Origin of the sequence: Alcaligenes faecalis (genome assembly GCF_005311025.1) — a bacterium.
Classification (GTDB): Bacteria; Pseudomonadota; Gammaproteobacteria; order Burkholderiales; family Burkholderiaceae_B; genus Alcaligenes; species Alcaligenes phenolicus.
In genome coordinates this window covers 502889-517417 of the sequence record NZ_CP031747.1, presented here as the reverse complement: position 1 = coordinate 517417, position 14529 = coordinate 502889, and the positions used below count along the sequence as shown (strand labels likewise).

At 55.5% G+C, this 14529-nt stretch carries 17 protein-coding genes; 2 read left to right on the top strand and 15 right to left on the bottom strand.

Translation table 11 applies throughout. From position 1 onward, the window contains the following. The first annotated feature begins 53 nt into the window (after positions 1 to 53). A complete protein-coding gene (locus D0C27_RS02430) occupies positions 54 to 407 on the top strand; it encodes an ArsR/SmtB family transcription factor (RefSeq protein WP_035271750.1) in 354 nt (117 codons plus the stop codon). Positions 408 to 540: 133 nt separating this feature from the next. Here D0C27_RS02430 and D0C27_RS02425 read toward each other — a convergent pair whose 3' ends face one another. After that, positions 541 to 1926 carry a dihydrolipoyl dehydrogenase gene (locus tag D0C27_RS02425; protein ID WP_137430315.1) on the bottom strand — a complete coding sequence of 462 codons (1386 nt, stop codon included), beginning with the start codon at positions 1924 to 1926 and terminating at the stop codon, positions 541 to 543. A 128-nt stretch (positions 1927 to 2054) separates the two neighbouring features. Here D0C27_RS02425 and D0C27_RS02420 point away from each other — a divergent pair, with 128 nt between their 5' ends. Then, a complete protein-coding gene (locus D0C27_RS02420; RefSeq protein ID WP_042480834.1) occupies positions 2055 to 2471 on the top strand; it encodes a MerR family transcriptional regulator in 417 nt (138 codons plus the stop codon). Positions 2472 to 2610: 139 nt separating this feature from the next. Here D0C27_RS02420 and D0C27_RS02415 read toward each other — a convergent pair whose 3' ends face one another. From D0C27_RS02415 to pdxJ, 14 genes are all read right to left on the bottom strand, one after another. Beyond that, entirely contained in the window at positions 2611 to 3897 is a 1287-nt protein-coding gene (locus D0C27_RS02415; RefSeq protein WP_137430314.1) for a TRAP transporter large permease, read from the bottom strand. Between the two features lie 18 nt (positions 3898 to 3915). Beyond that, entirely contained in the window at positions 3916 to 4446 is a 531-nt protein-coding gene (locus D0C27_RS02410) for a TRAP transporter small permease (RefSeq protein WP_045929918.1), read from the bottom strand. A gap of 54 nt (positions 4447 to 4500) precedes the next feature. Beyond that, positions 4501 to 5478 (bottom strand): TRAP transporter substrate-binding protein, encoded by a 978-nt coding sequence (locus tag D0C27_RS02405; RefSeq protein WP_109088477.1) that lies wholly within the window; start codon positions 5476 to 5478, stop codon positions 4501 to 4503. A 39-nt stretch (positions 5479 to 5517) separates the two neighbouring features. Beyond that, positions 5518 to 6051, bottom strand: a complete 534-nt coding sequence (locus D0C27_RS02400; RefSeq protein ID WP_042480843.1) for a type II 3-dehydroquinate dehydratase — start codon at positions 6049 to 6051, stop codon at positions 5518 to 5520. A 26-nt stretch (positions 6052 to 6077) separates the two neighbouring features. Next, positions 6078 to 6833, bottom strand: a complete 756-nt coding sequence (locus D0C27_RS02395) for an SDR family NAD(P)-dependent oxidoreductase (protein WP_042480846.1) — start codon at positions 6831 to 6833, stop codon at positions 6078 to 6080. Positions 6834 to 6871: 38 nt separating this feature from the next. Continuing rightward, positions 6872 to 7618 (bottom strand): SDR family NAD(P)-dependent oxidoreductase, encoded by a 747-nt coding sequence (locus D0C27_RS02390; protein WP_042480850.1) that lies wholly within the window; start codon positions 7616 to 7618, stop codon positions 6872 to 6874. 8 nt (positions 7619 to 7626) lie between these two features. After that, complete coding sequence (locus D0C27_RS02385; RefSeq protein WP_137430313.1) at positions 7627 to 8460, bottom strand: alpha/beta fold hydrolase; 834 nt, start codon at positions 8458 to 8460, stop codon at positions 7627 to 7629. Continuing rightward, positions 8457 to 9683, bottom strand: coding sequence for a CaiB/BaiF CoA transferase family protein (locus D0C27_RS02380; RefSeq protein ID WP_137430312.1), 1227 nt, complete (start codon positions 9681 to 9683; stop codon positions 8457 to 8459). The genes D0C27_RS02385 and D0C27_RS02380 overlap by 4 nt, the downstream gene beginning before the upstream one ends. Then, entirely contained in the window at positions 9680 to 10486 is an 807-nt protein-coding gene (locus D0C27_RS02375) for an IclR family transcriptional regulator (RefSeq protein ID WP_080723684.1), read from the bottom strand. The genes D0C27_RS02380 and D0C27_RS02375 overlap by 4 nt, the downstream gene beginning before the upstream one ends. Next, the gene (locus D0C27_RS02370) at positions 10483 to 11628 is read right to left on the bottom strand and encodes a thiolase family protein (protein WP_060185128.1); all 1146 of its coding nucleotides are present in this window, start codon (positions 11626 to 11628) and stop codon (positions 10483 to 10485) included. The genes D0C27_RS02375 and D0C27_RS02370 overlap by 4 nt, the downstream gene beginning before the upstream one ends. Position 11629: 1 nt before the next feature. Continuing rightward, the gene (locus D0C27_RS02365; RefSeq protein WP_060185129.1) at positions 11630 to 12067 is read right to left on the bottom strand and encodes a Zn-ribbon domain-containing OB-fold protein; all 438 of its coding nucleotides are present in this window, start codon (positions 12065 to 12067) and stop codon (positions 11630 to 11632) included. A gap of 18 nt (positions 12068 to 12085) precedes the next feature. After that, on the bottom strand, positions 12086 to 12916 hold the full coding sequence (locus D0C27_RS02360; RefSeq protein WP_137430311.1) for an alpha/beta fold hydrolase: 831 nt from the start codon (positions 12914 to 12916) through the stop codon (positions 12086 to 12088). Between the two features lie 219 nt (positions 12917 to 13135). Further along, the gene (locus D0C27_RS02355) at positions 13136 to 13705 is read right to left on the bottom strand and encodes a nitroreductase family protein (protein WP_137430310.1); all 570 of its coding nucleotides are present in this window, start codon (positions 13703 to 13705) and stop codon (positions 13136 to 13138) included. A gap of 50 nt (positions 13706 to 13755) precedes the next feature. Then, the gene (pdxJ, locus tag D0C27_RS02350) at positions 13756 to 14493 is read right to left on the bottom strand and encodes a pyridoxine 5'-phosphate synthase (protein WP_009457072.1); all 738 of its coding nucleotides are present in this window, start codon (positions 14491 to 14493) and stop codon (positions 13756 to 13758) included. Positions 14494 to 14529 lie beyond the last annotated feature (36 nt).

The following is a 14529-nucleotide window of genomic DNA, read 5'->3' as shown; positions in this document are numbered from 1 at the left end:
ACGGTACGTGGACACGGGTACAATCACCGCGACGAATAATGACAGGACCCGATATGCTTCCCAATCATCCCGAGCGCGCACAGATTCGCTTGGAAAATGTACTGACTGCCCTGGGCAATCCCTTGCGTCTGGCCGTTGTGCGTGCTTTGGCCTCTGAAGGCGAACGCGCCTGTGGCTCGCTACTGCAAGGCCAAACCAAATCCACCATGACGCATCACTGGCGTGTCTTGCGCGATAGCGGCGTAATCTGGCAACGCCCCTCTGGACGAGAGAACCTGCTGTCGCTGCGCAAGGACGATCTGGAGGACCGCTTTCCCGGCCTGCTGCATTCCTTGCTGGGCGCATTGGAAAATGACCCGGTAACCGAGGCGACCACCGCGCAGCATCTACAAAACGCCGCCAAATAATAAAAGCACCCTGAAAATCAAACTGCCCGCCAAAGGTCGGATCAATGTCCAACTTTTGGCGGGCAACTCACATACAGGGTCAAGACTCTCGGGGCCAGAGCCCGAAAACGGGATCAAACCCGTGCAGGCTGACTTATTTGCCTCGCAAAGCAGATTGCGCACCGCGCAAGGCCGTACGCAAGCCCTCTTCCAATACGGGATGGTAGAACGGCATGGCCAGCATCTGATCCAGCGTCAGTCCCATCTGCAAGGACCAGGCCAGCAAGTGAGCAATATGTTCAGCTTGAGGCCCCACCATCTCGGCCCCCAGAAACTTGCCCGCCTTGTCCGCATAAACGTGCAACAAGCCACGGTTGACCAGCATCACGCGAGCACGGCCCTGATTGCCGAAGTTCACACTCCCTGTCACCGCGCCTTCTGGCAGGGATTTAAAGGGCGTGCCAACCACGGCCACCTGTGGATCCGTGAACATCACCGCCATGCGCGCACGACGCGCCATGGGCTCGTCCTGGCCATTGCTGACGGCCTGCAAAGCGGCCAGACGACCATCATCCGCTGCCTCGTGCAAGATCGGCGCACGCTGGTTCACATCACCGGCCAGATAAATGGAAGTGCCTTTCAACTGCAGGCTGGCAGGGTCATACACTACTCGTCCTTTGCTATCCCACTGTGCAGGAGTATTGTCCAGCCCCAAATTATCCAACTGTGGTCTGCGGCCTGCGGCGCCGAGAACGTAGTCGTAATCCTCGACCAGTTCCTTGCCATCCACCTGCAAGCGCACGCGCGCCTTGCCATTGACGACTTCGCTGCCCAATACGGTTACGTCAGCGCGAATGTTCAGTTCCTGATTGAAAATCGCCCGTCCGGCTTCTCGCACTTCGGGATCCGAAAGCCCAGCCAGGCTCTGGCTGCGGTTGATAATGGACACCTTCACGCCCACACGCGCCAGCGCCTGACCCAACTCCAGGCCAATCACGCCCGTACCGACAACCAGCACGCTGTCCGGTAAATCCGTCCAGTCGAAAACATCCTCGTTATTAATCAGCAAGGCACCCAGCGGCTCCAGCTCCTTGGGGCGCACGGGCGTGGAGCCGGTGGCGATAATCACGTGCCCTGCGGTGATACGGGTATGGTCATCCACTTCCAGCACATGCTCGGACACAAAACGGGCATGGCCACGCACTTTGTCTTCGGCATCAAAGCCTTCCACATCGTCCACCACAAACTGCACAAAGCGATCCCGCTCGCGACGTACGCGGTCCATGACCTCTTTGCCTTCAATGCGGATATTGCCATCCACGTGAACACCAAAAGGAGCGGTATGACGGGCATGATGGGCAGCATCGGCAGCTGCGATCAGCAATTTGGATGGCATGCAGCCAACACGCGCACACATGGTGCCATAAGGGCCTGATTCAATCATCAACGTTCGTTTGCCGGCTCGTTTGGCCGTACGATACGCTGTCATGCCTGCTGTCCCTGCTCCAATTACGGCAATATCACACTGAATTTCTTTCATAACCGCTCCTTGAGTCCATACCAAGGCAATCAGGGGCCAGATGACCTGCCCGACCGCCCGCTCTACAATGTGCAGAATTGACTCTTTCAATCATAACGCAGTCCCCTTGTACTGCCCGAGGAAAGCCCATGCTGATTAGTGAAGCGGCCCGCATCACCGGCCTGACACCCAAGATGATTCGGCACTATGAAGATCTGGGACTCTTGAATAGTGACCGTGCCCCCAATGGCTACCGCGTCTACCAGGATCAGGACCTGGATACCTTGCACTTTATTGTTCGTGCCAAGGACCTGGGTTTCAATCTGGCGGACATTCAACAGTTGACCAGCCTGTGGCGCGACCAGCAGCGCCCCAGCAGCGAGGTCAAGCAGTTGGCTCAGGCACATATCAAAGCGCTGGAAAGCCGCGCTGCCCTCTTACTGGACATGGCGGCCAAGCTGCGTGTGCTGGCTGAACAATGCCAGGGGGACCAGCATCCTGATTGCCCCATCCTGGATGGTTTGGAAGGCGGCCATTGCTCCGGGTCGGTAAAGACCACAGCCTGAGCGCGGGCTCATCCAGACACATGCCCCGCTCGTCGGCATACTTCCCCGAATCTCTTACAACAAAGCGATTAAAAAAATGCCTCTCAAACCTTCCACAAGGCTTGAGAGGCAGCGGCATCGTGCCAAATCTCCCAATAGACTAGGAACCAGCCACCAAATTAGGCAGCCACACCGACACTTGCGGGAACAGGGTCAAGATAATGAGTACCAGCAAGGCCGTGACCAGGAAGGGAGCAATCCCCACCACACCCCGCTCCAACGAGATGCGGGCCAGCAAGGACGAAATATTCAGGCACAAACCGGCTGGTGGTGTAATCAGACCAATACACAGGTTCACGACGGCAACCACGGTAAAGTGAGTCGGATCAATCCCCAGCTTCATCGCAATGGGATAGAGCACAGGAATCAACATCACCAGGGCGGCGTTGGTTTCCAGGAACATACCCACGATCAGCAACAGCACATTGACGAACAGCAGGAACACAAGCGGGTTGCTGATGTTTTCCAAAACGAAAGCTGAAATGGCTTCGGGAATACTGACGTACGCCAACAGCCAGCTAAAGACACGCGCTGCGGCAACGATGATCATGATTACAGCAGTGGTATGGGCGGCGCCAACCAGGCTATCTACAAAAATTTTCCAGGTAATCTGACGGTAAACCAGCGTCCCGACGATCAAGGCATAAATAACCGCCATGATGGCCGCTTCGGTAATATTGAAAATACCGCTGCGAATGCCACCCAGAATAAAGACTGGCAGCAACAAGGCGAAGGCCGAGTTCTTAAAGGTAATCCAGATTTCCCGACCTGAGGCTTTGCCTTGCGTTGGGAAATTATTACGCTTGCTGATCCACCAGCTCATCACCAGCATGGACAGCATATACAGAATGCCTGGCACCACGCCGGCCAAGAACAAGGTCGTGATGGACTGGCCTGTCAGTACGGCCACCACAATAAACGGGATGGAAGGCGGAATGATGGGAGCCACCACGTTCGCGGCTGCAATGACGCCGCCTGCAAAACCGGGGGGATAGCCAGAGCGAATCATGGCGGGAATCATGATACGACCCAAGGCACTAGTGTCTGCCACAGCCGAACCGGAGATACCGGCAAACATGCCCGAGGCCAGCACGCCACTCATGGCCAGGCCTCCTTTGAAGCGGCCCAACAAGGCGTTGGCAAAATCCAGCAAGCGACTGGTCAGGCCACCGGAAGTCATCAGGCTACCGGCCAGGACAAAGAACGGGATGGCCAGCAAGGAAAAACTGTCCAGCCCGCTGAACAATTGCTGGGGAACCGCCATCAAGCTGATATCACCCAGTGCTACCAAAGCAGCCAGAACGCCCGCCGTGATGGCAAAGCCGATCGGCATGCCAATCAGCATGAGAATGAGCGTCAGAAGGGTAATTAAGGTTACGGTGATCATAAAAAGTGTTTTCCGTACTTAGGGATGCTCGTCGATGCTGCCGGATGTCCAATCAGGCTGACTGCCCAAGCGGATTAACAGCAAAATCACCACGCACAAGCCCATTCCCAGCCACAGGGACGCATAGACCCAGGACATGGGGATATCCATCGCTGCCGAGAGCTGAACCGCGTTGATTTGCGCAAACTCCCAACCGTAATAGGTGATGCTGAGCAAGGTCGCCAGCATCAGCAGGTCGCGAATAATCAAGACGCGTCGTTTGAGCTTGCTTGAGATGTGGTCCAGAAAGATCGTGACTGTCACGTGACCACTGCGGCGCAATACCGCTGCACTGCCCAGCAAGGAAATCCAGACCATCAAGAAGCGAGCAACTTCCTCACTCCAGGAGGACATATCTTTCAGGACGTAGCGAGAGAAGATCTGCCATGCAATAACCGCACACATCACAAACATCATGCTGCCGATAATCCAATCCAGCGCCTTTTCAATAACAGACGCGCTTTTATCGGCCCAATTTTCTGTTTTGGTCGGTACGTTGTTAGTTGTCATAACTTTTACCTGTGGGGTCGGGACATGAGGGTGACGCATGTCCCGATCTTTTCATTATTGAACGGCGCGGATTTTATCCAGCCAAACCTGCAGCTCGGGGAACTCTGCATCCATGGCTTTAATCTTGGTCGCAAAGGCTTCGCGGTCGACCGCGTTAAATACCATGCCTTTTCCGATCAGGAACTGCTTCATGTTTTCTTCTTCCACGATCATGCGATCCGTGGCTTCCTTCATGACACGCTCGCCCTCTTCCTGCAGAATCTGGCGTGTTTCTTCAGGCAGTTTCTTGAAGTAGGCGTCCGAGTAGATCAAGGTCATGGCGCCAATGGTGTGCTGAGTTTCAGCCACGTTCTTTTGCACCTCGAACAGATTGACGTTCTTGATCACTTCCAGGGGGTTTTCCTGGCCATCAATCATGCCGTGCTGCAGGGAAGTGAACAGCTCAGCCATGCCCATAGGCACCGGGCTGGCACCCAGCGTGGTCCAGGTGCTGCGATACATGCGCAGTGGCGGGACACGCATTTTCAGGCCATGCAAATCGTCCGGGTTTTGAATCACCCGGTTCGAAGTCAGATAACGAGCGCCACGATAGGCCGCCCCCACCAGCTTGAACCCGCTTTCCTTGGCGATCTGGTCATACAGTTCCTGGCCGACAGGACCGGTATAAACCGCACGGTAGTGATCCATATCGCGAATCAGGTAGGGGTAGGCTTCGACACCGGCCGATTTCGCGTAGCGGTCCAGTGCTCCCACACTTTGCAGCACAATGTGGTTGGTACCCATGCGCAAACCTTCGATGGACTGGGGCCAGTCACCGGTCAAGCCATTGGCGTCGATATTGATCTTGATTTTCCCGCCCGAACGCTCTTCAACAGCAGCCTTGAAGCGCTCTGCGGTTTGCCCCCAGTGATCCTGGGCAGCATAGATATGCGCAAACTTCAGCGTAACGGGTTTGATTTCTGCCTGAGCGGCAACGCTGCTGAACAAGCCAACAGCGGCAAAAACGGTAGCGAGTAGAGAAAACTTTTTCATGTCTTCCTCCGTATTAATCGTTATATGAAAAGAGGTGGACTACTGACCGGAAGGACGGCCCAGGAAGCTTTGATCATCCAGAGCCAGGGTCATGGCGGTCAAGGCAGCCAGATAGCTGTAATGACGCATGCCCATGCAAATGCCAGTAGCGGTATGAGTGAAGCTGGACTGAATGCTGCCACCGCCCAAACCACGGGCCGCGCCTGCACTTGCAGCAATATTCGAAAAGTGAACTTCCATCACAGGCAGCTCAGTGTCTTCCAGGGCATGACGCACGCCTTCCCCAATTGTGGTCAGGCCAGCGGGATTGATCAGGTAGCCATCTACCCGATGAGCGGACTCGTGGATGTATTCCAAAATATCGCCCATGTGGTTGGACGAAAAATTTTCGACCTCTACACCCAACTGCTCACCAAAGTTGCGCACACACGCCTTGAGCTCGTCCAGGGACTGAATGTTTCCATAGACTTTTTTGCTGCGCTTACCCAGGCTCGACATGTTCGGGCCATCAATCACAGCGATAAGGTGTTTGCGGTTGGAAGAACGGGTGATGGTGAAGTTATGTGCACTCATGCTTGGAAGCCTCTTGCCAAGTGGGATTAGTTAAAACGCAGACCAGCATCCACATTCAGTGTCTGACCCGTGATGTATTTGCTTTCATCGGAAGCCAGGAACATGGTGGCGCCGATCATGTCGCTGACATCCCCTTTGCGTTTCAGGGTTTGGGCAGCGATGATGGCGTCCCATTGCTCTGGACGAATGGTGTCGCGTGGCACTTCGGTCACAATGCCGTGCGGGCTGATGGCATTGACGTTGATGCAGTATTCACCCAGCTCGGTGGCCAGGGCGCGGGTCAAGGCGACAACCGCCCCTTTGGAGGCCACGTAGTGCGCGTAATTCGCGCGGCCCGTAACCACAACACTGGAAGAAATATTGATGATCTTGCCGCTTTGTTGCTGCTTCATGAAGGGCGATACCGCCTTGATGCAGTTAAAGACACCACGGGCATTCACGCCCATCACAAAGTCCCACTCGTCGGCGTCGATTTCTTCAAATGGCTTCATTTTCAGAGTCGAGAAAACGGCCGCATTGTTAATCAGCACGTCTACTGTGCCGAAGGCTTTGACTGCCTGTGCAACCATCTCGGCCGTACTCTTGTCGTCCGACACATCGACCTTGACGGCCAGTGCCTGACCATTTTCTGCCTGAATTTCTGCGGCAACAGCCTGTGCTTTTTCGATGTTCAAATCAGCAACCACCACTGCAGCACCGGCCTTGGCAAATTCTTGCGCGTAGGCACGACCAATCCCTTGGCCCGCTCCGGTGATAATCACTGTTTTATTTTCAAATCTCACGATAGTTCCTTCTTTGATTGGTATGGGTATGAATGTGTTCAGGCAGGCATACGCAAGGTAGCCATACCACCATCAATATTGATGATGGTGCCGGTGTAGGACAGCGCACCCGGATGGGCAACGTGGGCAACCAGGCGAGCAACCTCCTCGGGCTGTACCATTTGCCCGGTGGGTTGGCGACGGTGAAACTCATTGCGCTTGGCCACCGGATCACTAGTGCGATTGGCCAGCTCGGTCATGAAGGGGGTGTCTACGGTCGCGGGGGCGATACCCACTACGCGAATCTGCTCGGCAATCAAATCGGCGGACATGGCCAGTGTCATGGACTGGATCGCCCCTTTGCTGGCTGAATACAGCGCACGCTCGGGTAAACCATTGATCGCGGTGCAGGAAGACATATTGACGATCACGGCATTTTTCGACTGACGCAAATACGGCAAACACGCACGCGTACTACGCATATAGCCCAGCACGTTGATGTTAAAAATGCGTAGCCAGTCTTCGTCACTGCCATCTTCTATCGTGCCCACAAAGCTCACACCGGCGTTGTTGACCAAGACATCAATACGACCCTGTTCCTGGGCAAACCCGGCCAGCGCCCGATTCAAGGATGCCTGATCGGTCACATCGGCAATCAAAGCCGTGGCCCCTTCCGGAATGCCCTCCGGCTGACGGTCAATACCGCCAACAATGGCGCCCAGTTCCAGCAGGTGCTGGCATACAGCCTGGCCTATGCCTGCTGCGGCACCTGTGACAACAACAATTCGGCCTGTAAAGTCTGACATAAGCGTTCCTAGCGAAAATGTGTGGTGCCAGACGCCTTGAAATGCGCCAATAGCAAGTCCATCAAGGTATCGGGCGGGGTCAGCGGCAACATGTGCCCTCCCCCATCAATAATGTGCAGGGCTGTCTGTGTCTTGCCCGCCTTGTGCAAGGCATCCAGGATGATCTGCATGGCACTGGCGGGCGTAGACAGATCCTGACTGCCCGTCAGCAGCAAAGTGGCCGGCAAGTGCGCCGCCAGCTCACCGTACCCGGAAAACTGGGCAAGACTTTGCCAACTGCTCAGCAATGTCTGCACCGGAACCAGGCTGAGCTGTTGCTCTGCGTATTGCATGGCCTGGGCTAGCTCAGGGCTGGTCTCCAGGCCACCAAACCAGCGCTGCATGGTGGTCTCTACAATGGTTTGACGACTTTCATGCTGCATGGCCTGGGCACGTTCACCAAATACCGCCAAGCCCATCGGCGGGCTGGCGACAATGCTCAGGCTTTGCACCTTTTTAGAGGGACGATCGGCCAGCCTGGCCGCTGCCAACGCCGCAATCACCCCACCAATCGAATGCCCCAGCAAATGAACCTTGTCAAAACGGCAGGACTCCACCACCTTGACGGCATCATCCACCAAGGTGTCCAGGTCGAACTGCGACAATGCAGCGGCCGAGCCATGGCCTCGCAGGTCGTAACTCAGACACGGATAATCGGCAGCCAAGTGGCTGAACAGTGCGTCAAAGGAACGCGCATCGACCCCGATGGAGTGCAAGGCAATGACACATTCATCGCCGCTCGTGCCCTTCTGCGCAACGAGCAAGGACCCGGGGTAAGGAAGCCTGGCCAATGGGGTCGTCATGCTTGGCTGCACGTACTGTTCAACAACACGCCTTTACTTTGTAAAGACGACACGACTTCAGCAGACAGGCTTAACCACTCACCCAACACGCGCGCATCATCCTCGCCCTTCCTGGGAGGGAAACGAGATGGAGTGGCTTCGGCGCCCACAAATTTGATGGGGTTTCCAACGACCTCAATACTGTGATCTTCATTTTGAAGGGCCAGAATCATGCTGCGTTCTGAATCGCGTGCATGTGCCAATGCCTCTGGCACGGACTGGATCAGCGCAACCGGGACACTGTGCTCTTCCAATAATGGAATCCAATAAGCAGCCGCCTGTGTCGCGAAAGCGCTTTCAAGCTGCTCCCACAAGGCATGTTTGTTTTTCAGGCGACTGGCACCAGTCTGGAAGCGTTCATCATCAAGGAGCGACTCCAGGCCCAGTACACGACACAAGCCTTGCCACATTCTCTCGGTATTGGCCGTCACCACAAACTCGCGGCCATCACCACCCCGGAAAGAGCGGTAGGTAGGAATAGAGTCATGCTTGGCCCCCTGGGGAGCGGGCGTCACTCCCGCAATCAAGGCATAGGCACTTTGATAAGACAGCATGGCCAACTGGCAATCCAGCATCGCCACATCCACAATCCGGCCTTTACCGGTACGTTCCCTGTCGGCCAGGGCGGCATTGATGGCGATAGTCGCGTACAAGCCAGCGACCGTATCACCGGCTGGAATGCCCAAACGTACGGCTGGTCTGCCTTCTTCGCCGGTCAGGCTCATGACGCCTGACAAGGCTTGCACAATCATGTCGTAAGCAGGTTTGTCACGGTCCGGGCCGGTTTGCCCAAAACCACTAATGGACGCCCAGACCAGACCGGGGTGTTCTTCACACAAGGCTTGTGGGTCCAGGCCCAGACGGGCCGCCACGCCCGGGCGGTAATTTTCCACAACCACATCCGCTTTCAGGATCAGTTGTCGAACCAGGTCCAGCCCTTCAGCGGTTTTCAGATTCACCGCCAAACTGCTTTTATTGCGATTAATACTCAGATAGTAAGCACTATCCTCACCCACAAAATGGGGGGGAATACTGCGACTGGAGTCACCTTCCGGTGCCTCGATCTTGACCACTTCAGCCCCCAGGTCCCCCAGCACTTGTGTGCAGAAGGGGCCGGACAAAAAGGTAGTGAGGTCGATGACCTTATAGCCTGCCAGGGGCTGAGCGGTAGCGGTATGACTCATAATTTGGTTTTTCTATGTCGGTATCCGAACATCTCGGACAGTTTTTCGGCATGATGAATAACGGCAGCGGTAATGGCACTCAAACCTGCACTGGGCACACGGGTGGTGGGCATGGTCAAACAAATACAGCCCACAATGCCGTGGTTATCAAAAACAGGGGCAGCAACCCCGCGTGCATCAGGCAACTTCTCGCTCATGCTGTGGGCATAGCCGTTCTGGCGCACTTCGCTCAGCTCTGCCAGGAGCGACTCCAAAGCAGGCAAAGGTGCATCTTGCGCCGGAGAGGTCTCGGCCTTGGCATACACACGCTCTATCGTGTCCTGATCCAGATACGCCAAAATAGCCTTGCCGGAAGCCCCCCAGACCAGGGACATGGGCTTGTGCAAATCAATCTGATATTGCAGCTTGTGCTCGCCTCGTGCGATGGCGGCAAAACTCATGGCAGACTCGCTGACGGCATACGTGCCAAACAGGACCGTCTCGTTGAACTCGGAAGCAATCTCGTCCAGCGATTTTTGTGCCAATGCAGGCTTGGATTCAGCGCTCATCACTTGCGCCGCTACTCGATAAAATTCAGGCCCGATGCTGTACAAACCACTTCCACCACTGACCACCGCAACAAAATCATCTTTACGCAGCAGATTCAGCAAGCGGTGAGCTGTTGAAGGGGCCAGGCCCATTTGCTCGGACACTTGCTTGACGGTTACCGGGCCGTTGGACTCTGCCAAGACAGCCAATAGCTGAAGCGCACGGCTTACGGTTCCGGTTGAACTAGTAGAGGTGGACGTGTTTTGTGTGGTCATATCTGGGCTTCAAAAATATGGATTGCACAAGCACCATGATCAAGGCCCGCAATACCGCCACCCGTGACGTGAGTCATGGCGTAGCGAGCATCAGGAACCTGACGTTCTCCGGCTTGGTGTGTCAGTTGCCAGTACATTTCCACGGCTTGGGCCACACCGCTTGCTCCCACTGGGTGACCCTTGGCCAGCAAACCGCCACTGGGGTTCACCACCACATCACCGCCGTAGGTACTACGGCCATCCAGCAGAAACTGAGCAGACTGCCCGACCTCACACAAACCTAGTGCTTCGTAATAAATAAGTTCGGCGATTGTAAACGCGTCATGCAGCTCAACCGCATCCAGATCCTTGGCTGTAATCCCCGCCATCTTGTAGGCGTCGCGGGCGGATTCCGCCGAAATCTCGGGACGAGTCATGTCGCGAAAACCGCTGGTCGCCTGACCGGAATGCAGCACCGACGCAGCGACCCGCATGGCAGGTTTCTGCAAACGTTTCAGGGCGCGCTCGGACACCATGATCAAGGCCGCCGCGCCGTCACCCGTAGGGCAACATTGCAGCAAGGTCAGCGGGTCACAAATAGGACGAGATGCCAGCACCTGTTCCACCGTCAGCGGATCACGATACTGTGCATAGGGATTATGTTGACTGTGTGTGCGAGCCTTGATGGAGACTTGCGCCAGAACTTCTGGCCCCAGATTGCGTTCATGCAGGTAACGACGAGCACGCATGCCATACACTGCAGGCATCACCAAGCCCTGCTGGACCTCGGGATCCTCCTGCACCAAAGGCAAGGTGCCTCCGCCAAACTGCGTCAGCTTGTCCACACCGATCACCAGCACGATATCGTGTCGACCAGCCTGGATATCTTTCCAGGCCAAGTGAATGGCCGTGGCCCCACCCGAGCAGGCGTTATCGCAATTGACGACAGGCACTGTACCAATACCGATTTCCTTGACCAGACGCTGTCCCGTCAACATGCCACCAAAGGCGTGGCCGCAAACAACAGCATCAATATCCTGAGCCTGTACACCGGCACTGGCCATCGCGTTAAGGATTGCGGGCAAGGCCAAACCGGTATAGCTGGATTCTTTATGACGAGCCATGGGAATCATGGCCGCGCCGACTACATATGCTTCACTCACCTTACTTCTCCGCCGACATAGGAGTTACAAACCAGTCATTGCCATCGGTGGCAGTACTGACAGGCATATCGCAATACAAGGCGCTCAGGTCTTCACAACGTACGTGTGCCAAAACACGAACTCCGTTAGGAAAATCTACATATCCCAAGGTGTAAGGCGTGGGACGCGACGCGGAAACATAAATGGTGGAAAAACTGTAGAGCTTTCCAAATGGGCCAAAAAACATGTCTTGCATGTCTCGAGCACCCGTTTCCATACACACTTCACGGACAGGAAAAGCCTTGCTGCCGCTGGAACGGCTCTGGCTGCCACGCAACAAGACCGCTCCATCTTCAATAACAAACTGGCTAGCCTGGTCTGACGCAATATCTCGTATCGGCTGTGCATTTGCACCGAAAGCCATCGCCGTCGGCAGCTCAGTAGATTCAGTAACTGGCATGAATTAATCCTTGCAGCATTAATTAACTTGATTCCAAAAATTCTCAATTTGCAGTGCGAAGGCTTCGGGCACTTCAACCGGCGCCGTGTGACCGGACTGCTCAAATACCGTATGTGTGCTGTGTGGAAGCAAGCTGTGCATATGCTCCATATCAGCGGGCTTTTTAGCTCTGTCCAAAGCACCGCTGATCAACAAATGAGGGGTGCTATTGCCTGCCAAAAGAGACTGATAGTCAGGACGGGCAAACACGCCATTGACTGAGTTGGCAATGCTGGGAGGCAAATGTGTGAAGTAGTCGCGCCACTGCTCCTGCTGAGCCTGAGCAGCAAGGTCTGTGCTTGCCAGAAAGGCGTCTCCAAACATGGTTTGCAGCAAGGCCGAGACATAGGGTGCACCGCCATCCCGACGCAGTTGCGCTTCCAGTTGGTCAAAGCGCTCTTTCTGCTGTTCTGCCATCGAGGTGCAGCAAGACAGGACAGCAGAACGGACCAACTGAGGTGCGCGCTGCATCAGCTCCTGAGCCACGTAACCTCCCATCGAGCTACCCACTACATGCAAGGAAGAAATCCGCAGTGCTTGGGCCAGGAACGCGTAGTCCTGTGCCAACTGATGCATGGTGGCGGGCTTCTGGCCTGCGGTGCTCAAGCCCTGATTACGATGATCCGGGCAAATAATGTGCCATTCGTTTTGCAACGCCTGAATCACGGGCAGGAACATGCCTCCATTGAAAAACAGGGAGTGCAGCATGAGCACGGATGGACGAGATGCGCTGGGCTGCCCAATTTCTGCGTAATGCAGTTCGGCCCCATCGGGAAGCATCAAGTGCTGTGTGCTGACTTGTTTCATCATTTTCCTGTTTATATTCCGTTTAACGGAATGTCATTCTAATGTATGGAATAATGATAAAAGCGTGGTTAGCTTCATGCCTATCAGTACAAACCCTAGGGCACAAAAAAAGCCCGAATCCAGAAAGGATTCAGGCTATTTAAAACGTTCCAAAGCAATCACCACTCCGGGTGATGCCATGGAAACAGCGCTATTTTAGAACCGGTTCATCATCAGCTGGACTCAAGCAGCTTGCCACTCCGTCACAAACTTTTGTGGCTCGGGACGCTGGGCAGGACCCAGATTGTGAATAGGCGTACCCACCGACACAAAGCCCAGGAACTGGTAATCCAGGGAATCAAAACCCAAGGCTTCAGGAACTTCTTCACCATAGGTGCCCAGGCCGGTGCTCCAGAAAGCGCCAAAGCCCAGTTGATGAGCCGCATGCAGCATATTGCTGACAGCTGCGCCCGTTGCCAGAACACGTTCCAGTTCAGGGATTTTCTCTTCGCCATGATCGATGTGACTGGCCACGGCGATCAGCATGGGCACTTTGGCCAGCCAGGTGCGGACGCTGGCAGCTTTCTGCTCGGTCAATGGATTACCGGCGCGCTCATTGGCGGCAATGGCCAGTTCGCCCAGAGCCTGCACGTTTTCACCGCGGATCAGGCAAAAGCGCCAAGGCTGCAAACGACCATGGTCAGGAGCGACCATGGCAGCGCGCAAAATCAGGTCCAGCTCCTGCTCGTTCGGGCCGGGGCCTTGCACCAGCTTGATGGAGCGGCGGGACAATAGGGAATCAATGGTACTCATAGTGCTTCCAGAATCAGTTAAGAGTGCCCTGCCCAGATGGCAGGGCTCAGTCAGGCTTGAGCAGGAGCGCCCGCTTGCACCAGCAGGGCTTTCATGTCGCGCACGGCTTTTTCCCAACCGTCAAAGACAGCCTGGGCAACAATGGCGTGACCAATATTAAGCTCCGTCAGCCCCGGCAAGGCGGCAATCGCTTGTACGTTGCCGTAGTGCAGGCCATGACCCGCATTCACACGCAGACCTTGCGACACACCTTGAGCAATACCGGCACGGATACGTTCCAGTTCGCTGGCGGCCTGCTCGGGCGTTTGAGCATCCGCATAGGTGCCAGTGTGCAGTTCGATCACGGTGGCACCCACGTCGCTGGCGGCTCGGATTTGCGCCGGGTCGGCATCAATGAACAGCGAGACGCGAATACCGGCAGCCTGCAATTGCTGCACAGCAGCCTTGACCTGGTCCAGATGACCGACCACATCCAGACCACCTTCGGTCGTCAGTTCAGCACGGTGTTCGGGAACCAAGCAGACATCGTCCGGTTTGATACGGCAGGCAATGTCCAGCATTTCGGTGGTGATGGCGCATTCCAGATTCATCCGGGTACGCAGTACGGGGCGCAGGGCCTCGACGTCGGCATCCTGAATATGACGCCGGTCTTCACGCAGATGTAAGGTGATCAGGTCCGCTCCGGCTTCTTCTGCTCGCAAAGCGGCCTGAATTGGATCAGGGTATGTGGTCAGACGCTGCTGGCGCAGCGTCGCCACATGATCGATATTGACGCCCAGTTCTAACATTCCCCAAGGACCTCCGTAGTTTCAGGGATGAATGAC